The 23,219-nt window shown below is 64.8% G+C and carries 25 protein-coding genes; 9 read left to right on the plus strand and 16 right to left on the minus strand.

Going from position 1 to position 23,219, the window contains the following annotated elements; genetic code table 11:
* Window positions 1-66: 66 nt before the first annotated feature.
* On the minus strand, window positions 67-477 hold the full coding sequence (locus QCE64_RS30260) for a helix-turn-helix domain-containing protein (protein WP_309926075.1): 411 nt from the start codon (window positions 475-477) through the stop codon (window positions 67-69).
* Window positions 478-868: 391 nt separating this feature from the next.
* Window positions 869-982 (minus strand): H-NS family nucleoid-associated regulatory protein, encoded by a 114-nt coding sequence (locus tag QCE64_RS38010; RefSeq protein WP_404985904.1) that lies wholly within the window; start codon window positions 980-982, stop codon window positions 869-871.
* On the opposite strand from QCE64_RS38010, the gene QCE64_RS38015 reads away from it, so the two are divergent.
* Window positions 981-1,298, plus strand: coding sequence for a hypothetical protein (locus QCE64_RS38015; protein WP_404987600.1), 318 nt, complete (start codon window positions 981-983; stop codon window positions 1,296-1,298). The genes QCE64_RS38010 and QCE64_RS38015 overlap by 2 nt on opposite strands.
* Window positions 1,299-1,581: 283 nt before the next feature.
* Here QCE64_RS38015 and QCE64_RS30270 read toward each other — a convergent pair whose 3' ends face one another.
* The 4 genes from QCE64_RS30270 to QCE64_RS30285 form a co-directional block, all read right to left on the minus strand.
* A complete protein-coding gene (locus tag QCE64_RS30270; RefSeq protein ID WP_309819900.1) occupies window positions 1,582-1,827 on the minus strand; it encodes a hypothetical protein in 246 nt (81 codons plus the stop codon).
* A gap of 219 nt (window positions 1,828-2,046) precedes the next feature.
* Complete coding sequence (locus QCE64_RS30275) at window positions 2,047-3,042, minus strand: LLM class flavin-dependent oxidoreductase (protein ID WP_309926077.1); 996 nt, start codon at window positions 3,040-3,042, stop codon at window positions 2,047-2,049.
* A 163-nt stretch (window positions 3,043-3,205) separates the two neighbouring features.
* Window positions 3,206-4,021: a PhnD/SsuA/transferrin family substrate-binding protein gene (locus QCE64_RS30280; RefSeq protein WP_309926078.1), complete on the minus strand. Its 816-nt coding sequence runs from the start codon at window positions 4,019-4,021 to the stop codon at window positions 3,206-3,208.
* Between the two features lie 48 nt (window positions 4,022-4,069).
* A complete protein-coding gene (locus QCE64_RS30285; RefSeq protein ID WP_310007853.1) occupies window positions 4,070-5,074 on the minus strand; it encodes a fatty acid desaturase in 1,005 nt (334 codons plus the stop codon).
* Window positions 5,075-5,255: 181 nt separating this feature from the next.
* On the opposite strand from QCE64_RS30285, the gene QCE64_RS30290 reads away from it, so the two are divergent.
* Both QCE64_RS30290 and QCE64_RS30295 read left to right on the plus strand, forming a co-directional pair.
* A complete protein-coding gene (locus QCE64_RS30290; protein WP_309926080.1) occupies window positions 5,256-6,317 on the plus strand; it encodes a HoxN/HupN/NixA family nickel/cobalt transporter in 1,062 nt (353 codons plus the stop codon).
* An 82-nt stretch (window positions 6,318-6,399) separates the two neighbouring features.
* Window positions 6,400-7,263 (plus strand): formate/nitrite transporter family protein, encoded by an 864-nt coding sequence (locus QCE64_RS30295; protein ID WP_310007855.1) that lies wholly within the window; start codon window positions 6,400-6,402, stop codon window positions 7,261-7,263.
* 6 nt (window positions 7,264-7,269) lie between these two features.
* Here QCE64_RS30295 and QCE64_RS30300 read toward each other — a convergent pair whose 3' ends face one another.
* The 6 genes from QCE64_RS30300 to QCE64_RS30325 all read right to left on the minus strand — a co-directional run bounded on the left by QCE64_RS30300 (window position 7,270) and on the right by QCE64_RS30325 (window position 11,787).
* A complete protein-coding gene (locus QCE64_RS30300; protein WP_309934640.1) occupies window positions 7,270-7,578 on the minus strand; it encodes a beta-xylosidase in 309 nt (102 codons plus the stop codon).
* 174 nt (window positions 7,579-7,752) lie between these two features.
* Complete coding sequence (locus QCE64_RS30305; RefSeq protein WP_309926084.1) at window positions 7,753-8,061, minus strand: hypothetical protein; 309 nt, start codon at window positions 8,059-8,061, stop codon at window positions 7,753-7,755.
* A 268-nt stretch (window positions 8,062-8,329) separates the two neighbouring features.
* Window positions 8,330-8,617: a hypothetical protein gene (locus tag QCE64_RS30310; protein ID WP_309926086.1), complete on the minus strand. Its 288-nt coding sequence runs from the start codon at window positions 8,615-8,617 to the stop codon at window positions 8,330-8,332.
* A gap of 10 nt (window positions 8,618-8,627) precedes the next feature.
* Complete coding sequence (locus QCE64_RS30315; protein ID WP_309837933.1) at window positions 8,628-8,993, minus strand: hypothetical protein; 366 nt, start codon at window positions 8,991-8,993, stop codon at window positions 8,628-8,630.
* A 151-nt stretch (window positions 8,994-9,144) separates the two neighbouring features.
* Window positions 9,145-10,848 carry a penicillin-binding protein 2 gene (locus tag QCE64_RS30320; RefSeq protein ID WP_309926088.1) on the minus strand — a complete coding sequence of 568 codons (1,704 nt, stop codon included), beginning with the start codon at window positions 10,846-10,848 and terminating at the stop codon, window positions 9,145-9,147.
* Window positions 10,849-10,911: 63 nt separating this feature from the next.
* The gene (locus QCE64_RS30325) at window positions 10,912-11,787 is read right to left on the minus strand and encodes an arylamine N-acetyltransferase (RefSeq protein WP_310007857.1); all 876 of its coding nucleotides are present in this window, start codon (window positions 11,785-11,787) and stop codon (window positions 10,912-10,914) included.
* 220 nt (window positions 11,788-12,007) lie between these two features.
* Here QCE64_RS30325 and zwf point away from each other — a divergent pair, with 220 nt between their 5' ends.
* From zwf to QCE64_RS30340, 3 genes are read left to right on the plus strand one after another with little or no spacing between them, the layout of a single operon-like run.
* A complete protein-coding gene (gene zwf, locus QCE64_RS30330; protein ID WP_309934646.1) occupies window positions 12,008-13,582 on the plus strand; it encodes a glucose-6-phosphate dehydrogenase in 1,575 nt (524 codons plus the stop codon).
* A gap of 34 nt (window positions 13,583-13,616) precedes the next feature.
* On the plus strand, window positions 13,617-14,438 hold the full coding sequence (locus QCE64_RS30335; RefSeq protein ID WP_404987604.1) for an ROK family protein: 822 nt from the start codon (window positions 13,617-13,619) through the stop codon (window positions 14,436-14,438).
* On the plus strand, window positions 14,438-15,316 hold the full coding sequence (locus QCE64_RS30340; protein ID WP_309926093.1) for an HAD family hydrolase: 879 nt from the start codon (window positions 14,438-14,440) through the stop codon (window positions 15,314-15,316). Before QCE64_RS30335 ends, QCE64_RS30340 begins: the two co-directional genes overlap by 1 nt.
* Before the next feature lie 180 nt (window positions 15,317-15,496).
* On the opposite strand, the gene infA is transcribed toward QCE64_RS30340, so the two are convergent.
* From infA to QCE64_RS30355, 3 genes are all read right to left on the minus strand, one after another.
* The gene (infA, locus tag QCE64_RS30345) at window positions 15,497-15,763 is read right to left on the minus strand and encodes a translation initiation factor IF-1 (RefSeq protein WP_006999277.1); all 267 of its coding nucleotides are present in this window, start codon (window positions 15,761-15,763) and stop codon (window positions 15,497-15,499) included.
* 510 nt (window positions 15,764-16,273) lie between these two features.
* On the minus strand, window positions 16,274-17,251 hold the full coding sequence (gene corA, locus QCE64_RS30350; RefSeq protein ID WP_309926095.1) for a magnesium/cobalt transporter CorA: 978 nt from the start codon (window positions 17,249-17,251) through the stop codon (window positions 16,274-16,276).
* Between the two features lie 180 nt (window positions 17,252-17,431).
* On the minus strand, window positions 17,432-18,391 hold the full coding sequence (locus tag QCE64_RS30355) for a LysR family transcriptional regulator (protein WP_310007859.1): 960 nt from the start codon (window positions 18,389-18,391) through the stop codon (window positions 17,432-17,434).
* 223 nt (window positions 18,392-18,614) lie between these two features.
* Between QCE64_RS30355 and QCE64_RS30360 the strand changes: the two genes are divergently transcribed.
* The 3 genes from QCE64_RS30360 (at window position 18,615) to QCE64_RS30370 (ending at window position 21,680) form a co-directional block, all read left to right on the plus strand.
* Complete coding sequence (locus tag QCE64_RS30360) at window positions 18,615-20,147, plus strand: CoA-acylating methylmalonate-semialdehyde dehydrogenase (protein WP_310007861.1); 1,533 nt, start codon at window positions 18,615-18,617, stop codon at window positions 20,145-20,147.
* Between the two features lie 16 nt (window positions 20,148-20,163).
* The gene (gene mmsB / locus QCE64_RS30365) at window positions 20,164-21,048 is read left to right on the plus strand and encodes a 3-hydroxyisobutyrate dehydrogenase (protein ID WP_310007862.1); all 885 of its coding nucleotides are present in this window, start codon (window positions 20,164-20,166) and stop codon (window positions 21,046-21,048) included.
* 275 nt (window positions 21,049-21,323) lie between these two features.
* The gene (locus tag QCE64_RS30370) at window positions 21,324-21,680 is read left to right on the plus strand and encodes a hypothetical protein (RefSeq protein WP_309819941.1); all 357 of its coding nucleotides are present in this window, start codon (window positions 21,324-21,326) and stop codon (window positions 21,678-21,680) included.
* Between the two features lie 85 nt (window positions 21,681-21,765).
* Here the strand turns inward: QCE64_RS30370 and QCE64_RS30375 are convergent, their stop codons facing one another.
* Window positions 21,766-23,202, minus strand: a complete 1,437-nt coding sequence (locus QCE64_RS30375) for a dihydrolipoyl dehydrogenase (RefSeq protein WP_310007864.1) — start codon at window positions 23,200-23,202, stop codon at window positions 21,766-21,768.
* Window positions 23,203-23,219: the final 17 nt, after the last annotated feature.

Below are 23,219 nucleotides of genomic sequence, written 5' to 3' on the forward strand. Positions count from 1 at the left end.
GGCGTTACTTCGGCGATCGGCTTGCTGAACTATCAAGGACAGTATGGCCAGCGACGAATCGACCCCTTACCGCCGCGACTTCGACAACGCATGCCCCAACCCCAAATTGGTCGCGATCTGCCACACATAGACGCGTGAGTAGCGCACCCCATAGCGTCGCTCGATCAGCTCGCGCAACCGCGCATTGGTCCACGCGTCGCTCTCGAAACCGTGCGCGCGCGCCGGTCCTTGCAACGCCTCCGCGATCCAGTCGAGTGCCGCGCGATCCAGCGCCGACGCCCGTCCACCCACGGCCATTTTTCCGAGCGCATCAAGACCGCCTTCTTCAACGAGCGCCTTGTAGCGCCGCACCGTCTGGATCGACAGATGCAACGCATCCGCAACCGTTTCCACCGACGCCCCTTCCATCAACATGCGCCCCGCTTCCAGGCGCCGTGCGACGCTCGGCAGGGTGTCGGAATGGGGACGGGGAAGCATGGCGCGCCGTTCGATCAGGCCAACCCGATCGCGGCCAGACCACGGGCCGCGAGGCAACAGGCAATGCGCATCGCACCGCAAGCAACCTTGCGGTGTGGGTGTGCGTTCATGGTTGCCCCCTTGTCGAGTGAGGCTCGTTGCGTAACGGCGGCAGGACGGGATCGGGCGATGTGAGTTCGGTGTACGGCTGTCGTGCGCCGCCTTTCCGAGATGTACCAATAAACGTTTTCAGCGACGATGGACCAGCATCGCCGAAAATTTTTTGGCTTGATTATTCCCGATGAATTTCCTATGACGACCGCGCGAGGCAGGCACACAGGCATGCAGGGTCAAAGGGTCACACGGCAGAGACCTGCGAAAGGCCAACCCGGCGTTCCAGCAACAAACCGCCTCAAACCCGATAGAACTCGATGTCCTGCCCCGCATGAACCGCGCGCTTGAGCCACTCGGGCATGTCGCCGAGGCCGTCCCACGTGTCGCCGGATGCATTGCGGAAGATTGGCATGGCGCTGCCCGCCGCATGCGGCATGGAAGGCAGTTGCGGCATCGGCCGCTTCACCTTGGGCGCGCCATTAGGTCCGTTGGTCTTGGTGAAGGAGGGCGGCGGCGGATTCTCCGCAGGCACTTCGGCCAATGATTCAGCCAACGCTCTTTCCGAAATGCCGAACTCGACCATTCGGCTGCGCAAATACGCAATGATGCTGTCTCGCTTTCTTTCGTCCACGGCTTTCCTGATTCAGCTTTTTGATTATCAGAAGACGAACCGATATCCCGCGCGGACCGGCAGGCGGCTCGATGACTTGATTGGATGTGTTTCTTGAAGCGTGGCGCAGTGCGTGCCTCGCGTCAATTAGTGTATTACCGCAATATCAATTAATGCGCCCGGGCACCTTGCCATTACTGCCGGCATTTGCCCCGAATGCGAACATTCATCCACCCGGGCATCGCAATGACGGACGCGCGCCTCGATGCGCACGGTACGCCGCGTTGAGGAGCCACGATCCGCCAGAAGCAAGGTCATCACAGCCAGTGCCCGCATGACGAACGGCCGATTACCTCGCGTATGTCTATTGTATGCTGCCAATCGTCATTGTTAAATCGCTTTTAACGATTGTGTTGTTCTCCCGGTAATTCCGCGCCATGCGCCCGTATGGCGGCAATCAATTCCGCTGGCGTTATCTCATAACGCACTTCGCGATGAATGCCGGGTTTGCGCTCGTCGATTTCGATCAACAGTACAGCCTTGCCGTCCGCCGCCGGTTCGAGTCGCAGCGAACGCACTTCCTGGCCGCCGGCGTCGTCATATTCCGTCATGAGCGTGATGGCGCCCGTGACGGCGCTTCTCGGCATCGACATTCTTCCTCCCATCTTGCTGCGTCATTGTTGTTGCGCCGCGCCCCAATCCCGCGTGCACCTTTGCGGGCGCGCGTGAAGCGGGTCAGGCCGGGCGGATGAAGCGGACGCGGAGGGCGCCGAGGTGCTCGCCGCCTTCCGGTTCCTCATTATTGCCTGTCAAAAGCAGCGGCGTCCAGCACGCAACAATCGATGACAACCCGCGGCGCGCCCCTTTCAGGCCGTCTGGCCGATGGCGTCGCGCGCCTGGGCGGTGATTTCGAACGAGCGCAGGCGCTTCGCGTGATCGAAAATCTGCGCCGTCACGATCAGTTCGTCGGCCTGGGTCTGCTCGATCACCGAGCGCAGGCCCGCTTCGACATCGGCCGGACCGCCCACCACCGAGCACGCCAGCGAACGCTCGATACCCGCGCGTTCCGCGTCGCTCCACGCCACCGCTTCGACCGGCGGCGGCAATTGTCCGGGCGTACCGCGTCGGAGATTGATGAACTGCTGCTCCAGCGACGTGAAGAGGAAGCGCGCTTCCTCGGTGGTATCGGCGGCGAAGACGTTCACGCCGACCATCGCGTGCGGCTTCTTCAGCGTCGCCGACGGGCGGAATTGCGTGCGATACACCTCCAGCGCGGTCAGCAGGTAATCCGGCGCGAAGTGTGACGCGAACGCGAACGGCAGCCCGAGCGCCGCAGCCAGTTGCGCGGAGAACAGCGACGAACCGAGCAGCCAGATCGGCACATGCAGGCCGGCACCGGGCACGGCGCGCACCCGCTGGCCTTCGACGGGATCGGCGAAATAGCGCTGCAATTCGACGACGTCATCGGGAAACGACTCGGCGCTGCCGATCAGATCGCGGCGCAGCGCCCGTGCGGTCGTCTGGTCGGTGCCGGGTGCGCGGCCGAGTCCCAGGTCGATGCGCCCCGGAAACAGCGAGGCCAGCGTGCCGAACTGCTCGGCGATGACGAGCGGCGCATGATTCGGCAGCATGATGCCGCCGGATCCGACCCGGATCGTCTTCGTGCCGGCCGCGATATGGCCGATCACGACGGCCGTCGCCGCGCTGGCAATGCCGGACATGTTGTGGTGTTCCGCGAGCCAGTAGCGCACAAAACCCCAGCGCTCGGCGTGCTGGGCGAGATCGAGGGAATGGGCGAACGCATCGGCGGGCGTCGAGCCTTGCGGGACGGGGGAAAGGTCGAGTAGCGAAAAGGGGATCATTGCGGCGTTCCGTAAGCGTGGCGGCGCGGGCGCGGCTTCGCGGTGCGCGTCGGCACGATCCGCGGCGCTGTTGCGCGCCAGGCGCTGAAAGACTCGATTGTGCCGAAACTCCGCGAACCATGCCGGGACGGTCCGTTACCCTGCGCCGCGGTGTGGCCCAGGCTTAGTCGAGTTTCGGATAGCCGAGCGCCATCGCGTCGCGTTCGTAGTCGAGGATCGACGCGTAATCGGCGAGCGTGCGCCGGACGACGCCGGTGAGCCGAAGCCGCCGGGCCAGCGCCGGGTCGGCACGCGAGGCGTCGGCGAGCGCCTGGAAGACGCGTTCCCGCGCGTCCTCCGGCAGCCGGGTCGACGCAATGAACGGCAGCGCGCCCGCGCTCGCCGTCGTGCCGATCACGCGCACGCCGTCGGTCAGTTCCGGCGCATGCGTCTGGGCGAAGGCGAAGGTCACGCAGTCGATCGCCGCGACATCGGCACGGCGCTCGATCGCCAGCGCGCGCAGCGACGCGAGATGCGCGCCGGTCCACAGCACCGACGAAAAGAAGCGGCCGTCCCGCGCGAGCGGCGCGACGGCGTGTCGCAGCAGGTTCATGCCGCTGTTGGAATCGGCGGCGTTGCTGGCGGCGCGCAAGCCACGGCACGCCTCGAGCGACGTCGCGCCGACATGCGCGCCCGCCACCAGGACGCTGCGATAGCGGCCGTCGTCGCAGCCGGGAAGATCGAATGATGGTGCGCCGAGCAACCGCACCCGCGAGGCGAGCGCATGCACGAGCGGATAGCCGCAGGTCTGCGACAGCAGAAGGTCGTCGCGGAGCCAGAAGGTGGTCAGATCGGCGTCGGCATCGACGATGTCGATCGTATCGCCGCGCGCTTCCAGCCAGTCCGCGAGATTCGCGCGGACGTGATGCAGCAGTTCACGCCAGTCCGCCGCGAGCGCGGGGCTGACGTTGTACATCGGCAGTGCGGCGATCCAGCGCATCGGGGGAATCCGGAAAGTCGGCGTTGCCGCATGGTACAGCGGCGCGGGTCAGCCCGCGAGACCGCGCCGGGACGTCGCGAGACGGCCGGAAGCAACGTCCGGCCGCAGCGGCGCGGCGTCCGGATGCACGGCATCCTCGGCTTGGGCGAACGCGTGACGGACCATCCATTCGCCATACCCGCGCACGACAAAGCCGCCATTGCGGGCGCGATAAGCGTCGCGGCGGCGCGCGTAGATTTCGCCGAGCGCGAACCACGGCGCGCCGGGCAGGTCGTGATGGACGGCGTGGTAGTTATTGTTGAGAAAAAGCAGGCGCCACGCCCAGGCGGCTTCGTTGATGACCGTGCGCTCGTCCACCTGCGCCGCCGCGCGATGCTCCTGGAACGACCGAACGGACGCCAGCGCGAGCGACGCATAGCCGACGCCGAAGACGAACGCGCGCCACGGAATGCCGCAGCGGGCATCGAGCCACCACGCGAGTGCCGCCAGCGCGACACCATGAAATACCCAGCTCGCGACGATCGCCCAACGCCGCTCGACCACGGCGCGGAACGCTTCGCGCAAGCTGGCGGCAATCGAGAACCAGGGTCCGAGCAGCAGTCGTCCGGCGAAGGTATTGCGCGCGGCGAGCGCGCCGCGCAGCACGACGCCGGCGCCCGCCCATTGCTCCGCCGTCACGTAATAGCTTTCCGGGTCGAGGCCGGGCTTGGTCAGATGATCGTCGTCGTGATGGCGCAGATGGGAGTCGCGATACACCGCGTACGGAAACCACACGGCGAGCGGCGCCAGGCCGAAGAGCATGTTGACGAGCGGCCAGCGCGTCGGGTGCCCGTGCATGAGTTCATGCTGCAACGACATGTACCAGCACGACAGCAGCGCAAGCAGCCCGAGCGCGGGCACGAGTCCGAGCGCACGCGCGTTCAGCGCGACTCCGAACCAGCCGGCGTACACCGCGACGATCACCGCCCAGGTCGGCCATTCGCTGCGCCAGCGCCAGCTGGCGCGCCGGGCTTGCAGTTCGATGCGCTGGACGTCGTCGAGATAGCGGGGCATGGCGAAATTCACGCAGTCAGAATGGGCGAGGGGCCATCGTAACGGCGCGTCCCGCGCGCTCAAACCAAGCATTCCGTCTAAGTTTTCCTGATGCGGCGCTATAAGCTTCGGGGCGTCGCCATTATTGGCCGGGCGATCCGGCACGGTATCCTTGACGCCTTTAGCGGCCTTCGCATCGCCCATGACCGAACCCTCCGCGTCCCGCTCGCTGCAAACCTCGGCTCTCTTGCCGCGCAGCTCCGCCCGCCTCGTCGCCGGGTTGATCGCCTTCAATCTGCTCACCTGGATCTGGGCGCTGGTCGCGTTCCGGCACTATCCGCTGCTGCTCGGCACGTCCTTGCTGGCGTATTCGCTCGGGCTGCGTCACGCCGTCGACGCCGACCACATCGCCGCCATCGACAACGTCACCCGCAAACTGATGCAGGAAGGCAAGCGGCCGCTGTACGCCGGATTCTTCTTTTCGCTGGGCCATTCGACCATCGTCATCCTGGCCACCGCGCTGATTGCCGCGACCGCGCTCGCCGTGCAGGGACGCTTTGCGGACTTCCGGGAGATTGGCGGGCTCATCGGCACGTCGGTGTCGGCGCTGTTCCTCTTTCTGATCGCCGCGATGAACCTGTTCGTGCTGCGCGGCGTGTGGCGCGCGTTCCGGCGTGTGCGGCGCGGCGAGCCGGTTCGCGAACAGGACGCCGATCTGCTCGCCGCCGCCGGCGGCCCGCTCGCGCGTGTCGCGCGGCCGCTGTTCAAGCTGATCGGCAAGAGCTGGCACATGTATCCGCTCGGCTTCCTGTTCGGCCTGGGCTTCGACACGGCCACCGAGATCGGCCTGATGGGCATCGCCGCGGCGGAAGCGGCGCGCGGCCTGCCGGTCTGGTCGATTCTCGTGTTTCCGATGCTGTTCACGGCCGGCATGTCGCTCGTCGATACCGCCGACAGCCTGCTCATGACCGGCGCCTACGGCTGGGCCTTCACGAAACCGCTTCGCAAGCTCTACTACAACCTCACCGTGACCTGCGTCTCGGTGCTGATCGCCGTGCTGGTCGGCGGCATCGAGTTGATCGGACTGATCGCCGGCCGGCTGCAACTGAGCGGCGGACTGTGGGACGTGGCCGGCGCGCTGTCGGAACACTTCGGGGCGCTCGGCTACGGCATCGTCGCGCTGTTCGTGGGGTGCTGGCTGCTGTCGGCGCTGATCTGGAAATGGCGCGGCTACGACGACCTCGACCAGAGCGTCACCGGCTGAAGCCACGGGCATTCTTCCTGCTGTAAGGATGGGCCAGCCGCCCATCCAATCCCGCATCGGGCGGCGACCAGGGAGACCCCACATGAACGACCCCCAAGCCGGCGCGGACTCGCCGCACCTCGACAGCGCCGAGCAGGAGCAGGCCGCCGAACATTCCGCGCCGCATCCGCTCGTGATCCACGAGATCGTGCGCGAGGAGGGCGAAGTGGCGATGGAACGCACCTTCGTCGCGCTGATGTTCTCCGCGCTCGCCGCCGGCCTCTCGATGGGCTTTTCCTTTCTCGTTCAGGGCGTTCTCGACAGCGCACTGCCCAAGCGTCCCTGGAGCGATCTGATATCGAGCTTCGGCTATACGATCGGCTTCGTGTTCGTGATTCTCGGCCGCCAGCAGCTGTTCACCGAAAGCACGCTGACGGCTGTGCTGCCGGTGCTCACGCGCCGCGATTTCGCGACGCTGTTCAAGACGCTGCGCCTGTGGGCAATCGTGCTGTTCTTCAATCTCGTCGGCACGAGCATCTTCGCGGCGATCCTGCAGATCCGCGGCGTATTCGCGCCGGACGTGACCGAGGCGCTCGCCGAACTCGCGATGACGCCGCTGTCCGCCGAATTCGGCGTGACTGTCGTGCGGGGCGTGTTCTCCGGCTGGCTCATCGCGCTGATGGTGTGGCTGCTGCCGAGCGCGCGTTCGGCGCGGCTGCTGACGATCCTGCTCGTGACCTATACCGTCGCGGTCAGCAAGCTGACGCACGTGATCGCCGGTTCCGTCGAAGCGGCGTATGCGGTGATGAGCGGCGCGGCGGGCATCGCGGACTATGTCTTCGTGTTTTTCGTGCCGACCCTGATCGGCAACATCATCGGCGGCGTGTCGATGGTAGCCATCGTCAATCACGCGGCGATCGCGCCGGAGATCGGCGGCGCGTCGCAGCGGAAGGCGGACCCCGACTAACCCAGGCTATTTGTTGTTGCCCGCACCAGTGCCGTACAGGCCGTTCTCGAAACCGGTATTGCCCTCGGGCTTCTGGTGCTTGCCCGAGGCGGCACGGCGACCCTGCGCCGCATCCTTCGACTGCGGCTTGTTCGATTCAATGACTGGACTGCCCGCAGACTCGGACGCGCCGTTCGCGCTCGAGTCGGACTGGCGGTTGTCCTGGCGTCCGGCGCCCGCGCCCTGGGTGATCTGCGCGACGCCGCAGGTACTGAACGCGGCGATCAGGCTCGCGAGGACGAGTCGAACGAACCGTTCGTGAGAAAGGCTGGACATGGCGGCTCCCGGCATGATCGAAATACGGTCTTTCGAGCAGGTTCGATGCCTGACGCCGCGAATCGTGAGATGCAGAACTGGCTGGGTACGCCCGGCTCGCAACGAAACCAAACGAAACGAGAGCGGGCGTCCACCGGGAGTCGCGCCTGTCGCGCGAATGGCGAAAGCGGCGGTTCAGGCCGCTTTCGCCCAAAGCCTGTTGGTCGGGCTCCTGCCGCGCGAACCCGAATGGCGCGGACCGGCATCGATCGTATCGAAGGCGACGCGCAGGGCTTCCGCGCGCTGCTTCTGCGCCGGCACCAGCGCATAGCCCTGGACGACCGCCGTCAGCCGCTCGCGCCAGTACTCGACGTTGAGCGTTCCGGATGCCTGGTTTTTCATGGTGCGGAGCTGCGCGAGCGCGCGCTCGATATGCTGAAGTTCGACATCGGCCATTGCCGAGGGCAAAAGGCTGCCCTTGGTCTCGCTTTTCTTCTTTTTCATCTGGTCTTCCTCTCGGCCGTGCAGCACCCCATCCGGCTCGCGGATCGCGTGCTGCCCCAGGCACCCCGTTCACCCGCGCATGTTTTTTAAATCTGTCGCGGGCGGCCTTTGCTCTTTTCTTCGGATGACCGATCGATGCCAGTTAACAACTGACTCGATCGTTAGCAAAAATGTACGCAATGACTGGCGGGTGGCTCCGTCTGTCATCGCACACTCGGGCGGGCGGAAGGTGCGGCATGAAACGTTGCCGCATGAGACGTGAAGAACCTTATTCGCTGCTTTCGGGCGGTTCCGCAGCCTTATTGCCGCTGCGGCGGATCTGCTCTTCCATCGCGAGATCGAGCTTGCTGACCTTGCGCGGCCTGGCCGGATCGCGGGCGTTGACGAACGCGACGAAGGCGTCCATGGGCATCGTGTCCGAGAGCCGGGCGGAGCCGGCGGCTGAGCGTTCCACGAGATAGAAGAGGCCGCCGGGCATCGACACCGCCGCGTAGTTCGGATTGCCGCTGCGCGTCTTGAGCCGTTCGACGGCGTTGATGGCTTGGGTGGAGCGCATGATCGCCGGGTTATTTCTCGGTGCTGTCGGTGCTGGGGGTGTCGGACGGCGCGCACTTCTTGCCCGCGCCCTCGATCCACAGATTCGACGCGTGGCGCTTGCCCGGATAGAAGCGGTAGGTGGTTTCGCCGTTGTCGTAGCGCACCTTGATGACGTTCGAATCGCCGAATTCGAGCATCACGCCTTGCGGGATGGACGTCTGCTGGTACTTGGCGTCGTGCTTCTTCGCTTCCGCGTCGATGCACTGGACGATACCGTTCACCTTGTCGTTGGTCGACGATTTCTCGACCTCGGGTTGTCCGGCATCTTCGTTGTGAAATTGCGCACAGGCGGCGATCAGCAAAGGCAGCGCGAGCGCCGCGGCAAGTTTTTTCATGGTCTTTTCCGTCTGGATCTCCCGGGGATCGCTCCCGGTCGAGGTGTCGGGCTGAACCCGGCATTAGAGCACACGCCCTTTACAGTTCGGACAGGTTCGCGAGCAGGCATCCCGGACGATGCAGCAAGGGCCGCGCCCGATTCGGGACGGATCACGCGTCGGGCGGCACGCCGAGCAGCGGCAGCGTCCCGCCGACGATCCCCGAAAACACCGGCCCGGCCACCGTGCCGCCGTAGTAACTGCTGCCGCCGGGTTCGTCGATCATCACGGCGACGATCAGGCGCGGATCGCTCATCGGCGCAATGCCGACGAAGGACGCGCGATACTTGTTCGCTGCATAGGCGCGCCCGATCTGCTTGCGCGCCGTGCCCGTCTTGCCGCCGACGCGATAGCCGTCGACCGCCGCCGCGCGTCCCGTGCCGTGTTCGCCGATGGCGCGCTCCAGCATGTCGCGCACCGCCCGCGCGGTGGCGGGTTGCGTGACCGGCAGCGCGTCGCGGCGCTTGTCGCCGGCGATCAGCGTGGCGGCGTGAAAGCGGCCGTCGCCGGCATAGGCCGTGTAGATCTGCGCAATCTGCACCAGCGACAGCGACAGGCCATAGCCATAGGCCATGGTGGCCTGCTCGATGGGCTTCCAGCGCTCGGGCGACCGCAGCCGGCCGGTGGCCGCGCCGGGAAAGGTCAGCTCGGGCGCGCGGCCGATGCCGTATTCACGATACTTGTCCCAGATCGTTTTCGCGGGCAGCTGCAGCGCGAGCTTCGTCAGCGCGACATTGCTGGACATCTGCACCGCCTCCGCCACGGTGATGACGCCGTGATTCGACGTGTCGTGAATGACGTTCGGCCCGATCTTGATCGTGCCCGGGCCGGTGTCGATGCGCGTGTCGGGCCGCACCTTGCCGAGATCGATGGACAGCGCGGCCACCAGCGGCTTGATGGTCGAGCCGGGCTCGAAGGTGTCGGTGAGCGCGCGGTTGCGCAACTGTTCGCCGGTGAGGCGCGTGCGGTCGTTCGGATCGAAGCTCGGGTAGTTGGCGAGCGCCAGCACTTCGCCGTTCTTCGCGTCCAGCACGACGACGCTGCCCGCCCGCGCCTTGTGCTTCAGGATGGCCGCCTTCAGTTGCGTATGCGCGAGCTGCTGGATGCGCCGGTCGATGGTCAGCTGAATGGTTTCGCCGTTCTGGGGCAGGTCGATCTCGCCGATCTGCGAGATCACCCGGCCAAGCCGGTCGCGGATCACTTCGCGTTGACCCGCTTCGCCGGTGAGGCGGGCGTCGGCGGCCAGTTCGACGCCTTCCTGGCCATGGTCCTCGTTGTTCGTGAAGCCGACCACGTGCGCCGCCGATTCCCCTTCGGGATAGAAGCGCTTGGTGTCCGGCACGAGCGTGATGCCCGCGCGTCCGATGGTCGCGATGCGCTCGGCGGCTTCCGCTTCCACCTGGCGCTTGAGCAGGACGAAGGCGCGGTTGCCGTCGATGCGCCGCTGCAATTCCTGCGGCGGCATGTCGAGCAGGCGCGCGATCTCGTTGCCGTGATCGCCGTCGAACAATTTGGGCGAGGCCCAGACTTCGTAAGTGGCGAGACTGACGGCGAGCATCGAACCGTTCCGGTCGACGATGCGCCCGCGCGTCGCCGACAGCGACAACGTCCGCTGATAGCGCTTCTGCCCTTCGCCGATATAGAACTTGTGGTCGATCACCTGCACCCACAGCGCGCGCGCGCCGAGCGCGAGAAACGCCGCCGTGACGCCGACGACGACCAGCCGTGAACGCCAGGCAGGCAAGGTGGTGGTCAGGACCGAACTGCGGTGATGCGTCTGGAAATCGCTGCCGCCGCGCGTCTTCTTCTTGAACATCGTTGTCTCACAAGTAAGCTAGGGAGTGCCGGCGGCGGGTTCCCCAATGATTCAGAACAGGCTTCAGGGCAGGCAGGACAAGGCGGCATCGAGCGCGGCGGCATCGTCGCCATCCGGCAGACGAATGCCGATCTCACTCGCGAGGATCTGCCGCAGCTCGGCCACGCTCGCGGCCACGCGGGCTTCGCTCGGCGCGCCGTCGTCGTGCGTGTGATGGATGTGCAGGCGCCCGTTGAACAGGCCGTAGCGCACGCCGGGCGCGAGGCGCGCGGCCAGCAGGTTGTGCACGAAGACCGATTGCGGGTAAGTGGACACGAAATGGTTGGCCATGTCGTAGTCCGCGTCATACTGCGGATCGAGATCGAAGTGATAGACGCTCGCCCAGTTGCCGTCCACCAGCGCCTTCAGGATGAACGCGGGCGGCTGGCCACTCGCGCCGTCTGCGTTCTCCAGCCGGAACGCGCCGTGCGGCGTGATCTGTTCGAGACCGGTTTCGAAGACGAGCGGCGCTGAAAGCACCATGCCGCCGAAACCGACATCGGCGAGATAGGTGCCTTCGTCGAGATCGACCAGCAGCAGCATGTGCGTGCGCGCAGGCAGGTTTGAGACGTCATGATTCCCCTCGCGCCCCCACAGCACGCGACCCGCGAAGCTGCGCACGCGAAAGCCCAGCGCGCGTAGAACGCTGCGCAGAAGCAGGTTGTGTTCGTAGCAGTAGCCGCCGCGTTCCTGCGTGACGAGCTTGCGCTGGATCGAGGCGAGATCCAGCCGGACCGGGCGGCCGAGCAGAACGTCGAGATTTTCGAAGGGGATGGCTTGAGGATGCAGCAGGTGCAGCGCGCGCAAGGTGTCGAGCGTCGCCGCCGGGCGCGCGGCGGCGGAAAAGCCGATGCGCATGAAGTAGGCGGCGAGGTCGGGTGAAATGTCGTGTGCGTTCATGTGGAGTCCGGGCAAGGGTCGGCTTCGATGTCTGTCGCCATGTCCGCGAGCGCTGTCGCAAGCGTGCATATCTTACTTCACGAAAGCATCGAAATTACAAAAAGCATACGCTGCTGTGCGGCCGTGCTTTCAACTGAGGTTCAGTTGAACTGTGACGCAACGCCGATGGTCTTTCCAAGGTTCAATACGCAACCGTGCAATTGATAAGGGGCGCCACACCATGTCGAAAGATGCAAACGAAGGGACTCAGCCGAATCAATCGAACCAACCGGAAAACGGCAAGCCGGCCAGCGAGACCTGCGCGGGCAAGCATCCCGCGCCGCCGTGCACGCTCGTCATCTTCGGCGCCGGAGGCGATCTCACCAAGCGCCTGCTGATGCCTTCGCTGTACAACCTCGCCTCGGACAAGCTGCTCGACGACGCGCTCGAGATCATCGGCGTGAATCGCGGCGAACGCGAAACCTCCGACTGGCGCGACGAGCTCACGCAATCGCTGCGCAAGTTCGCCTCCGACAAGGCCGCGACCTTCCACACGTCGAAGCTCGACGAGGAAGCCTGGAGCTGGGTCGAGCAGCGGCTCGAATACTTTCCCGGCGAGTTCACCGACGAGGACACCTTCAAGCGCCTCAAGGAACGTCTCGCGAAGGCCAAGTCGGGCAGCGTGATGTTCTACTTCGCGGTGGGCGCGCGCTTCTTCGAGCCGATCGTCGAGCATCTCGGCGCGGCCGGCTTGCTGGAGGAGAAGGACGGAAACTTCAGGCGCATCGTGATCGAGAAGCCGTTCGGCACGGACCTGGCAACGGCGCGCGAGCTGAACGCCTGCATTCTCAAGTACGCGCAGGAAACGCAGGTGTACCGGATCGATCACTTCCTCGGCAAGGACACGGTGCAGAGCATCCTGGCCGTGCGCTTCGCCAATGCGATGTTCGAGCCGGTGTGGCGGCGCGAATACATCGACAACGTTCAGATCACGGCGGCCGAGACGATCGGCGTGGAAGGGCGCGGCGCGTTCTACGAGCAGACCGGCGCATTCCGCGACATGCTGCCGAACCATCTGTTCCAGCTGCTTGGCATGGTAGCGATGGAGCCGCCCAATTCGTTCGATGCCGAATCCGTGCGCGACAAGAAAGCCGAAGTGTTCGACGCGATCCGTCCTCTGACGGCGCAGGACGTCGTGCTCGGTCAATACGAAGCGGGTCCGGCGGGGCCGGGGTATCGCGAGGAAGAGGGCGTGGCGCCCGACAGCCGCACCGAAACCTACGCGGCGGCGCGCGTGTACGTGGAGAACTGGCGCTGGGCCGGCGTGCCGTTCTATCTGCGCACCGGCAAGCGGCTGACCGAGCGCCGCACGGAGATTTCGATCACGCTCAAGGCGGTGCCGTTCCTGCTGTTCCGCGATACGCCCGTCGATGCGCTCACGCCGAATGTCTTCACGCTGCGCATCGATCCCGCGCACGGCACCACCTTCGACTTCAACGTGAAGGTGCCGGGTCCGCTGATGCAGATCGGCAAGGCGCGTTCGGCGTTCAATTACGCGGATTACTTCGCGGAGCGCGCGAACGTCGGCTACGAGACATTGCTGTACGACTGCATGCTCGGCGACGAGACGCTGTTCCAGCGCGCCGACAGCATCGAGACGGCGTGGGCCGCCGTCGATCACGTGCTGCATCCGGACAGCCCGTTGCCCGTGCACGGGTATGCGGCGGGCAGCACGGGACCGGCGCAGGCGGACCAGCTGCTGGCCGATGATGGCCGCGCGTGGCGCGCGCTGACCGATCCGGTCAAAAAGAACTGAACACCACTCGAACTTCACTGCAAGGACAACACACGTGAGCACAGAATCCAGAACCAGACAGAAAACCCACGTGACGGCGGACAAACTCGCGATCAAGGCGGAACGCATTCTCGCGATCGACATCGGCGGCACGGGGTTGAAGGCGGCGATCATTTCCGAGGATGGCCAGATGAAGAGCGACCGCCTGCGCGTCGCGACGCCGCAGCCGGCCAAGCCCGACGTGGTCGTCGAGACGCTGATGCAGCTGATCGCGCCGATCGTCGCCACGCCGCCGACGCATATCTCGATCGGCTTTCCGGGCGTGGTGCGCGACAACATCGTGCTGACCGCGCCGAATCTCGGCACGCCGGCCTGGCGCGGCGTGCCGCTCGCCCAGTTGCTGTCGGAGCGGCTCGGCGACGTCCCCGCGCGCATGATCAACGACGCCGAGATGCAGGGGCTCGCGGCCATTGAAGGACGCGGCATCGAGATGGTGCTGACGCTCGGCACCGGCGCGGGCACCGCGCTGTTCCGCGACGGCGAACTGATGCCGCATCTGGAGCTCGCCCATCATCCGATTGCGAAGGACAAGACCTACGACGAGTACATCGGCAACGCGGCGCGCGAGAAGGCCGGCAAGAAGCGCTGGAGCCGGCGCGTGGAGAAGACGATCGAGATCCTCGCGTCGCTCGTGAACTACGACAAGCTGTGGATCGGCGGCGGCAATGCCGCGCACATCAAGTTCAAGCTGCCGGACAACGTCGCGACGGTGTCGAATGCGGCGGGCATCGAGGGCGGCGCGCGGCTGTGGCATCCGCGCTCGGTGCGCGAGACGCGGCAATTGCCGCATTTCAACCAGCGTGAAGGGGCGCACTGATGGCAGGCGACAGCAAGTACGGACTGACGAGCACGGGCGGAGCGGACGCGTTCGAGGCACTGGCGAACATCGAACTTGTCGTCACCGATTGCGACGGCACGCTGCTCTACACCGACAAGGCGCTCGGCCAGCCCGCGATCGACGCCGTGCGCCGCCTGCAAGCCGCGGGCGTGCGCTTCACGGCGGCGAGCAGCCGGCCGGGCAAAGGCATGCGCCATATCGTCGAGGCGCTGGGCATCGATATGCCTTATGCGTCGTACAACGGCGGCAGTCTGGTCGAGCCGGGCACGTGGAAGGTGCTGTCGTCGCACAAGCTGCCGCGCGACGTCGTACAGACCTCGCTCGAAACGCTCGCGACGGCGGGTGTCGATGCGTGGGTGTTCATCGACGATGCGTGGTACCTGACCAATCCCGACGCGACCTATGTGCCGCTCGAAACCCGCACGGTGGGTTACGAAGGCGTGCGGGTTGCGCGTTTCGAGGACCTGGATCTCGCTGCGGTCGACAAGATCGTCGGGTCGACGGCCGATACCGCGCTGCTGTCGCGCGTCGAGACTGGCTTGCAGCAGCAATTGCACGAACGCGGCCACGCAGCCCGCTCGCAGACCTACTATCTCGACGTCACCAGCATCGACGCCAACAAGGGCACTGCGGTGCGCGAGCTGGCGCGGCTGGCCAACGTGCCGCTCGAACGGGTGGCCGTGCTCGGCGACATGGGCAACGACGTGCCGATGTTCGAGATCGCGGGCGTGTCGATCGTGATGGGACAGGCGTCGGACGCCGTGCGGCGTCAGGCGAGCCTTGTCTCGAAAAGCAATGACGAAGATGGCTTTGCGACGGGCGTCGAAGCGATCGTGGCGGCGCGCGCGGGCGGCTGAGCCACGTAGCCACGAAGGGCTTGACATCGACGCGAGGCGCTGCCGCTGCGAATGTGGCTGGGCGCGAGGCAGGCGGCTGCGTCGAAGGTCAGGAAATCCGCGGTAGGGCGTCTCAGGCGTTCGCCGCGGATCAGGCGGACGCTCGGTGTGGTTGAAGCAGTGGCAAGGAAGCCGGTGCGCTTAACGACGGCGCATCGGTGCGCGCGGGGCACCGCCGCCGGCACGCTCGTCCTTGTGACGGAAATTGATACGGCCTTTGGTCAGGTCGTAGACCGACAGTTCCAGCGTCACGCGGTCGCCGGCGAGAATCCGGATGTGGTTCTTGCGCATGCGGCCCGAGGCGTACGCGCCGACCACGACGCCGTTGTCCAGCGTCACGCGATAGCGGCTGTCGGGAAGGACTTCGTCAACGATACCGTCGAGTTCGATGAGTTCTTCTTTCGCCATATGAGGCTCCTGTGTAATGAATGATGGGTGCTGCCGCGCGTCCTGCGCCCGTGTTCGACCTGCTTCCGGCGCTGCGCTCGTCGCCGATGAGCAGCCGTGCGGCATTTCACTGGACGGCGTCGCAGCGGACTCGAAGGGCAATGCGATACGTGGCGCAACGGAAGCGCACCGCGTCTCTCTTCAGGCTCGTTGTGAGCTTGACGGCATAGGCCGGATGGACGTGCGGGCCGCGCAGGCGGCGCGCCGCGGCCGGCATGACCGGGACGGCGACGTCGGCGGACTGCGGTGCCGACGTGCAGTTAAAAAGCGGGTTATAGCGAAACGCGACGTGTCGCGCGATGAAGCTTGCAAAAAACTTTCAAATCTGTCTTCAGGCCGCGGCGCGTATATCGAACGCCTGACTGACATGCGGCCAAAGGGTCAAACTTGCAAGCCCTGGCGTTATTTTCGCCTAAAACGCTTGATTAGACAATGAAATTCGCCGGAAGGTTTCTGCAAGGGCGCTTTTTGCTACAACCACCCGGCCTTCTTGAAACGCCAGTACAGCACGACATCCACCACCAGCATGACAGCAATGCAGGCCGGATAGCCATATACCCAGTCAAGTTCGGGGATCGACTTGAAGTTCATGCCGTAGATGCCGGCGATCATCGTCGGCACGGCGAACAGCGCGGCGAAGGAACCCAGGCGTTTGGTCACCTCGCTTTCGGCCAGCGCGATCAGGCCCAGATTCACCTGGATCGCCGTGACGATCATTTCGCGCCGTCCCTCGATGGTCTTCACGATGCGCAGCAAGTGGTCGTACACGTCGCGGAAGTATTCCTGCATGCCCGAACACACGCCGGGCGACCTGCCGCCATACAGCTTGCTGACGGCTTCGAGCAAGGGCGCCGTGTGATGCTGGAGAATCGTCATGCGGCGCTTGAGCGAGTACAGGTCCTCGATGATCTCGCGCGACTCCACCGAACCCTTTTGCTCGAAGATGCGTTCTTCGACTTCGTCGAGTTCGGCGCCGAGCGTTTCCAGTACGGGGAAGTAACGGTCCACGACGGCATCGAGCAGCGCATACATCACGAAGGCGGGACCGTGCTTGAGCAGATGCGGTTCGCGCTCGCAGCGCTTGCGCACTTCCTGGAAGCCCTGCGTGGTCCTGTTGCGCACCGAGAGCACATAGTTCTTGCCGACGAACACGTTCATCTCGCCGACCAGCACGTCGCCTTCTTCGTCGAATTCGACTGTGTGAAAGACCGCGAACAGCGAGTCGCCGTACTCCTCGATCTTCGGCCGCTGATGACCGTTCTGCGCGTCCTCGACCGCCAGTTCATGCAGCCCGAACTGCTGCGTCAAGTGGGCGAGTTCGCCGGGACCGGGCTCCTTCAATGCAACCCAAATGAAAGAGTCGGGACGATCGCGATAGGCATTGATGTCGTCGATGGGCACATCGGCGAGCTTTCGGCCGTTCTCATAAACCGCGCAGTTGACCAGCATGGGGCGCCCTTTTTTATATCGATTTCTTGTTATCGATGTGACGCTATCGATGTGACCCGGCCACGCGTCGATGGGCGCTCGGGGGGCGCGAGCGCGTGGCCTCCATCCGTTGAATCTTAGCCCAAACGGCTGATTCCAACCGGCGACGCCGAGCGCATTCCGGCCAGGAAGCGGGAGCAATCAGGATGCCTTGACATCCACCCACGCCATCGTGGCTTCGTCGCCCATGAGGAATGCGCGGTTCGCTTCGGCCGCCGCGCGCAGATGATCCCAGACCGTCGTGATGCGCTTCAGCTTGCGTAGATCCTCGCGGCAGGAGAGATAGAACGCGCGCGTCACGATGATCTCGTCGGGCAGCACCGGCACGAAGCGCGCGTCCGACGACGCCATGAAGCCCGGCAGGATGGCCAGCGCCCGGCCCTGCAGCGCCGCGAAGTATTGCGCGATCACGCTCGTGCTGCGCCAGCGCGAGATCGCGCCCGGCACCGCGCGTTCGAGATACAGCAGTTCATAGCTGAAGGCGAGGTCATCGATATAGCTGGCGAAGCGATGCTGGCGCAGGTCGTCGGTGGTGCGGATCGGCGCGTGGGCCGCGAGATAGTCGGCGGTGGCGTAGAGCCTCAGGCGGTACTCGCAGAGCTTCGTATAGACATACTGGCCCTGTTCGGGACGTTCGAGCGTCACCGCGATATCGGCCTCGCGTTTCGACAGGCTCACGAAATGCGGCACCGGCAACAGGTCGATGGTGATGTTCGGGTGCGCGTCCTGAAAGCGCGCGAGTTGCGGGGCGAGAAAGAAGCAGCCGAAGCCTTCGGTCGAGCCGACCCGCACGTGGCCCGAGAGCGCATGCCCCGTGTTCGCGATCTGCTCGGTGGCGGACTGCACCGTGGTCTCGATGGAATCGACATAGGCCAGCAGGCGTTGTCCTTCTGCGGTCAGGATGAAGCCGCTGCTGCGCGACTTGTCGAACAGCAGGGTGCCGAGCGCGTCTTCCAGCGCCCGCACGCGCCGCGCGACGGTCGTGTAGTCCACGCCGAGCCGCTTCGCCGCGCCGCTGGCACGCTGCGTCCGGGCGACTTCGAGGAAGTAGCGCAGGTCGTCCCAGTTGAGGCGGGCGAGGTCGGGCGGAGCGGATGGCATCGGATTTTTTTGCATATCGATCGGGTGTTTTTATCGCGCCATGATGGACTTTTGCATAACTATACTCAGGAAGCGAGCCTGCATCATTGCGGGCTGCATACCAACAAGACGGAGACACGATGCTTTTTCTTCCAGCGCCCGCGCGGCGCGTCTCTTCGCCTGTCCTCGCTGTTTCCTTCCACCTTTCCTGCCCGTCGGCAATTTCCCACGCAAGGAGTGACTCGTGAATATCGCTGCTGAACATCCGGCGCAGAATGTGTCTGTCCGCACGGCCAAGCTGCTGATCGACGGCCAGTTCGTCGAATCGAAGAGCGCGGAATGGCGCGACATCGTCAATCCGGCCACGCAGGACGTGGTCGGCCGCGTGCCGTTCGCGACGATGGACGAAGTGGATGCCGCCGTCGCTGCGGCGCACAAGGCGTTTCAGACCTGGCGCACGACGCCGCTCGGCGCCCGCATGCGGCTGATGCTGCGCTTCCAGGACCTGGTGCGGCAGAACCAGAAACGCATTGCGCAGACGCTCACCGCGGAGCAGGGCAAGACGCTCGCCGACGCCGAGGGCGACATCTTCCGCGGCCTGGAAGTCGTCGAGCATGCGTGCTCGATCAGCACCTTGCAGCAGGGCGAATTCGCCGAGAACGTCGCGGGCGGCGTGGATACGTACACGCTGCGCCAGCCTATCGGCGTCTGTGCCGGCATCACGCCGTTCAACTTCCCGGCGATGATCCCGCTATGGATGTTCCCGATGGCCATCGTGTGCGGCAACACCTTCGTGCTGAAGCCCTCCGAGCAGGATCCGCTCTCGACCATGGAGCTGGTCGAACTGGCGCTCGAAGCCGGCGTGCCGCCCGGTGTGCTGAACGTCGTGCATGGCGGCAAGGAAGTGGTCGATGCGATCTGCACGCATCCCGAGATCGAGGCGATTTCCTTCGTCGGCTCGACGGCTGTCGGCACGCATGTCTACAACCTCGCGAGCCAGCACGGCAAGCGCGTGCAGTCGATGATGGGCGCGAAGAACCACGCCGTCGTCCTGCCCGACGCCAACAAGGAGCAGACTCTCAACGCGCTCGTCGGCGCGGGCTTCGGCGCGGCGGGACAGCGCTGCATGGCGACGTCGGTGGCGGTGTTCGTCGGGGCGTCGAAGGAGTGGGTGCTGGAACTGGTCGAGAAGGCGAAGACGCTCAAGGTCAACGGCGGCGCGGAGCCGGGCACGGATGTCGGCCCGGTGGTCTCGAAGGCGGCGAAGGAGCGCATCCTCGGGCTGATCGGTCAGGGCGTGGAAGAGGGCGCGACGCTCGCGCTCGACGGCCGGAACATCGGCGTGAAGGGTTATGAGCAGGGCAACTTCATTGGGCCGACCATCTTCACGGGCGTCGATACCGAGATGACGATCTATACGAAGGAGATCTTTGGTCCGGTGCTGTGCGTGCTCGAAGCCGAGACGCTGGACGATGCCATCGCGCTCGTCAACCGCAATCCGATGGGCAACGGCGTCGGCCTGTTCACGCAGAGCGGTGCGGCGGCGCGCAAGTTTCAGAGCGAGATCGACATCGGTCAGGTGGGCATCAACATTCCGATTCCGGTGCCGGTGCCGTCGTTCAGTTTCACGGGTTCGCGCGGCTCCAAGCTCGGCGATCTGGGACCGTACGGCAAGCAGGTCGTGCAGTTCTACACGCAGACGAAAACGGTCACGGCACGCTGGTTCGACGACGCCACCGTGAACGACGGCGTGAACACCACCATCGCACTGAAATAACGACAAGGAGGCAGCGATGAAGATTGGTTTCATTGGTCTCGGACACATGGGCGGCCCGATGGCCGCCAACCTGCTGAAGGCGGGGCACGCGCTGACGGCATTCGATCTCGTGCCGGCCGCGCTGGACGCGGCGCGGTCGGCGGGTGCGACGCTCGCCGAGTCGCCGCGTGCGGCAGCGGAGGGCGCGGAAGTCGTCATCACGATGCTGCCCGCGGCGCAGCACGTCAAAGCCGTCTACCTGAACGATGACGGCGTACTCGCGGGCGTCGCGAAGGGCGTGCCGCTGGTGGACAGCAGCACGATCGACCCGGCTACGGCGAAGCTGATCGGCGAGGCGTCGGCGCAGCACGGCAATCCGTTCGCGGACGCGCCAGTGTCGGGCGGCGTCGTCGGGGCGCAGGCGGGCACGCTGACCTTCATGGTCGGCGCGGACGAAGCGCTGTTCGACACGCTCCGCCCGGTGCTGAGCGGCATGGGCAAGAACATGGTGCACTGCGGTGAAACCGGCACCGGCCAGATTGCGAAGATCTGCAACAACCTGCTGCTGGCCATCTCGATGATCGGCGTGGCTGAAGCCATGAAGCTGGGGGAAACGCTAGGTATCGATCCGTCGAAACTGGCGAGCATCGTGAACACTTCGACGGGACGCTGCTGGAGCTCGGATACGGGTAATCCCTATCCGGGGATCGTCGAGACGGCGCCGGCTTCGCGCGGCTATGCGGGCGGCTTCGGCGCCGATCTGATGCTGAAGGATCTGGGTCTCGCCGTCGATGCCGCCCGCGCTGCAAAACAGCCTGTTTTCATGGGCGCGCTGGCGCAGCAGCTTTATCAGTCGATGAGCCAGCAAGGCCTGGGCGGACTGGATTTCTCGGGCATCATCAAGTTGTACGCGAAGAACTGATAGCGGCCATCGGTATCAAACGAGGAGGGTGGCGAGACGACCGTGCGTGCCGATCCTGCCCTCCGTTTATAACCGTTTTGTTCAGTTGCACTGCACAACGCGTCGCGCAATCCGTTATTGGGAAAGACCATCGGGAATACGATGATTCGCTTTCCAGAAAATTGTCCTATTCTGAAAGCACGACGCCCGTCTGCCGTTCGATACGAACGCTCCGGTAGCGCCACGGTGCTGGTAGAACGCCCGTCATTTTCGGGCAATCAGATGAGGAGTACGCGATGCAAGTTACACGTCACTTGAACATGGAATTGCGGCACGCCACGGTGCCGACTTATGTCGCCAGCTATTTCTTTCCGTTGCTGCTTTTGGCATACGAAGTATGGCGAGTGGGATCCTGGGTTGCAGTGAACGGCTTCAACTTCATGAACTTCAACGCGATGGGTTATGAATTCGCGCTGATGGTCGCCGTGTTCTGCATGCAAGTCATCGTGGAAATCGCGTTCCTCGCAGGCGCTGTGCTGACTCGACACAAGGATGTCGGTCATCGACTGGCCAATCTCTCGCTGGGCCTGTTCTGCTCGATGGTCGTCCTCGGATTCGATCTTGCACTGCAATATGGTTTGAGCGGCAACTAAGTCTCACGCCGTATTTCGAAGGACCAAACGAAACGCCGGTTGCGCATGCGCAACCGGCGTAATTTTTTGTGCACGGCTGCAGGCATCAACCGCCCGCAGCACTCGCTAATGCCGGCGGCGTCTCGGAGCGTTGTTCATAGCATTTCATGTCCGCATCCTTGAGCGCGCTGCGCAAGCCTTCTTCGACGACCGGATGATAGAAAGGAAGCTTGAGCATTTCATCGAGCGTCAGGTCGAGTTGCAGCGCCCACGCAAGCAGATGCCCGAGATGTTCCATCGCCGGACCGCAGCCTTGCGCGCCACGCAGCTTGCCGGTCTTCGCGTCGGCGTAGACGTGCAGCAGTCCGCGGTTCTGCCGCATCACGCGACTGCGGCCCTGATCCTCGAACGACGCTTCTCCCGTTACCGTCATCTGTTTCTCGAGATCGTCATAGGATGCGCCGACTATCACCACCTGCGGCTCGCAGAAGACCAGTGAGAACGGCACCTTGCGCTTGATCGCCTGCACGTCGGGGAAGCGCGCGGCGTTGTCGCCTGCGAGCTTGCCTTCGTCGGCGGAGTCGTGAAGCCAGGGGCGTGTGCCGTCGCAATCGCCTGCAATGAAGATCGTGCTGTCGCCGCATTGCATCGTGGTTTCGTCGAATAGCGGCACGCCCTTGTCGTTCAATGCGATGCCCGTCTTGTCCAGTGCCAGCGCTTTCAGGTTCGGGGCGCGGCCCGTGGCCGCCAGCACGAAGTCGAAGCGTTCGGTCCGCGGCTCGCCTCCCGGTGAGGTGAAGCGCAAGGTCGGTTGGTCGTCTTCCAACGACATCGCATCGAACTTCGCGTCCGGATCGAAGTAGAACTCGTCGGCGAGCGCTTCTCTCAGCGCGTCGCGTACCGGCGCATCCGTGAGCGCGGCCACGCTGCCGCCCTTGCCGAACACAAAGACGTCGACATCCAGACGGGCCAGTGCCTGGCCCAGTTCCAGCGCGATCGGTCCCGCGCCGAACACCGCGATCTTCGCGGGCAGCGCGTGCAGTTCGAACAGGTCGTCGCTGGTGATGAGCTTGTCGCCAAAGACCTTGAGTTCGTCCGGCACGCTCGGCGCCGCGCCCGTCGCGATGACCACGCGCGCCGCTTCGATACGCGTGTCGTCGCCGACCATCAACCGCGTCGGCGATTCGAAGCGCGCCTGGCCGCGCACGATGCAGTCGTCGGGAAACGACTCCACTTCGTCCAGCACGCTTTTGACGAAGTGATCGCGCTCGCGCCGCACATAATCGAGCGCGTGTTCGCGATTTACTTCCAGCGCATGCGTGCCCTCGATGCCGCGCGCCGCCAGCGACCGCGCTTCGTGCAAACCGTTCGCCGCCGCGAGCAGCAGCTTGGACGGCATGCAGCCGACCCTCGCGCAAGTCGTGCCGAACTCGCCGCTCTCGATCAACACCGCGCTCGCGCCCGCGAGCCGCGCCGCGCGAAACGCCGCCATGCCGGCCGTCCCCGCGCCGATCACCGCCACATCCACCTTCATGTCCTTCATAAGCTTCCCCGTGTTGC

Source organism: Caballeronia sp. LZ043 (assembly GCF_031451075.1).
Lineage (GTDB): Bacteria > Pseudomonadota > Gammaproteobacteria > Burkholderiales > Burkholderiaceae > Caballeronia.

Excerpts from the sequence above, each read along its gene's own strand:
- QCE64_RS30260 (WP_309926075.1), bottom strand. The coding sequence starts at position 477 with ATGCTTCCCCGTCCCCATTCCGACACCCTGCCGAGCGTCGCACGGCGC.
- QCE64_RS38015 (WP_404987600.1), top strand. The coding sequence starts at position 981 with ATGGCGCTGCCCGCCGCATGCGGCATGGAAGGCAGTTGCGGCATCGGC.
- QCE64_RS38010 (WP_404985904.1), bottom strand. The coding sequence starts at position 982 with ATGCCAATCTTCCGCAATGCATCCGGCGACACGTGGGACGGCCTCGGC.
- QCE64_RS30270 (WP_309819900.1), bottom strand. The coding sequence starts at position 1,827 with ATGCCGAGAAGCGCCGTCACGGGCGCCATCACGCTCATGACGGAATAT.
- QCE64_RS30275 (WP_309926077.1), bottom strand. The coding sequence starts at position 3,042 with ATGATCCCCTTTTCGCTACTCGACCTTTCCCCCGTCCCGCAAGGCTCG.
- QCE64_RS30280 (WP_309926078.1), bottom strand. The coding sequence starts at position 4,021 with ATGCGCTGGATCGCCGCACTGCCGATGTACAACGTCAGCCCCGCGCTC.
- QCE64_RS30285 (WP_310007853.1), bottom strand. The coding sequence starts at position 5,074 with ATGCCCCGCTATCTCGACGACGTCCAGCGCATCGAACTGCAAGCCCGG.
- QCE64_RS30290 (WP_309926080.1), top strand. The coding sequence starts at position 5,256 with ATGACCGAACCCTCCGCGTCCCGCTCGCTGCAAACCTCGGCTCTCTTG.
- QCE64_RS30295 (WP_310007855.1), top strand. The coding sequence starts at position 6,400 with ATGAACGACCCCCAAGCCGGCGCGGACTCGCCGCACCTCGACAGCGCC.
- QCE64_RS30300 (WP_309934640.1), bottom strand. The coding sequence starts at position 7,578 with ATGTCCAGCCTTTCTCACGAACGGTTCGTTCGACTCGTCCTCGCGAGC.
- QCE64_RS30305 (WP_309926084.1), bottom strand. The coding sequence starts at position 8,061 with ATGAAAAAGAAGAAAAGCGAGACCAAGGGCAGCCTTTTGCCCTCGGCA.
- QCE64_RS30310 (WP_309926086.1), bottom strand. The coding sequence starts at position 8,617 with ATGCGCTCCACCCAAGCCATCAACGCCGTCGAACGGCTCAAGACGCGC.
- QCE64_RS30315 (WP_309837933.1), bottom strand. The coding sequence starts at position 8,993 with ATGAAAAAACTTGCCGCGGCGCTCGCGCTGCCTTTGCTGATCGCCGCC.
- QCE64_RS30320 (WP_309926088.1), bottom strand. The coding sequence starts at position 10,848 with ATGTTCAAGAAGAAGACGCGCGGCGGCAGCGATTTCCAGACGCATCAC.
- QCE64_RS30325 (WP_310007857.1), bottom strand. The coding sequence starts at position 11,787 with ATGAACGCACACGACATTTCACCCGACCTCGCCGCCTACTTCATGCGC.
- zwf (WP_309934646.1), top strand. The coding sequence starts at position 12,008 with ATGTCGAAAGATGCAAACGAAGGGACTCAGCCGAATCAATCGAACCAA.
- QCE64_RS30340 (WP_309926093.1), top strand. The coding sequence starts at position 14,438 with ATGGCAGGCGACAGCAAGTACGGACTGACGAGCACGGGCGGAGCGGAC.
- infA (WP_006999277.1), bottom strand. The coding sequence starts at position 15,763 with ATGGCGAAAGAAGAACTCATCGAACTCGACGGTATCGTTGACGAAGTC.
- corA (WP_309926095.1), bottom strand. The coding sequence starts at position 17,251 with ATGCTGGTCAACTGCGCGGTTTATGAGAACGGCCGAAAGCTCGCCGAT.
- QCE64_RS30355 (WP_310007859.1), bottom strand. The coding sequence starts at position 18,391 with ATGCCATCCGCTCCGCCCGACCTCGCCCGCCTCAACTGGGACGACCTG.
- mmsB (WP_310007862.1), top strand. The coding sequence starts at position 20,164 with ATGAAGATTGGTTTCATTGGTCTCGGACACATGGGCGGCCCGATGGCC.
- QCE64_RS30370 (WP_309819941.1), top strand. The coding sequence starts at position 21,324 with ATGCAAGTTACACGTCACTTGAACATGGAATTGCGGCACGCCACGGTG.
- QCE64_RS30375 (WP_310007864.1), bottom strand. The coding sequence starts at position 23,202 with ATGAAGGACATGAAGGTGGATGTGGCGGTGATCGGCGCGGGGACGGCC.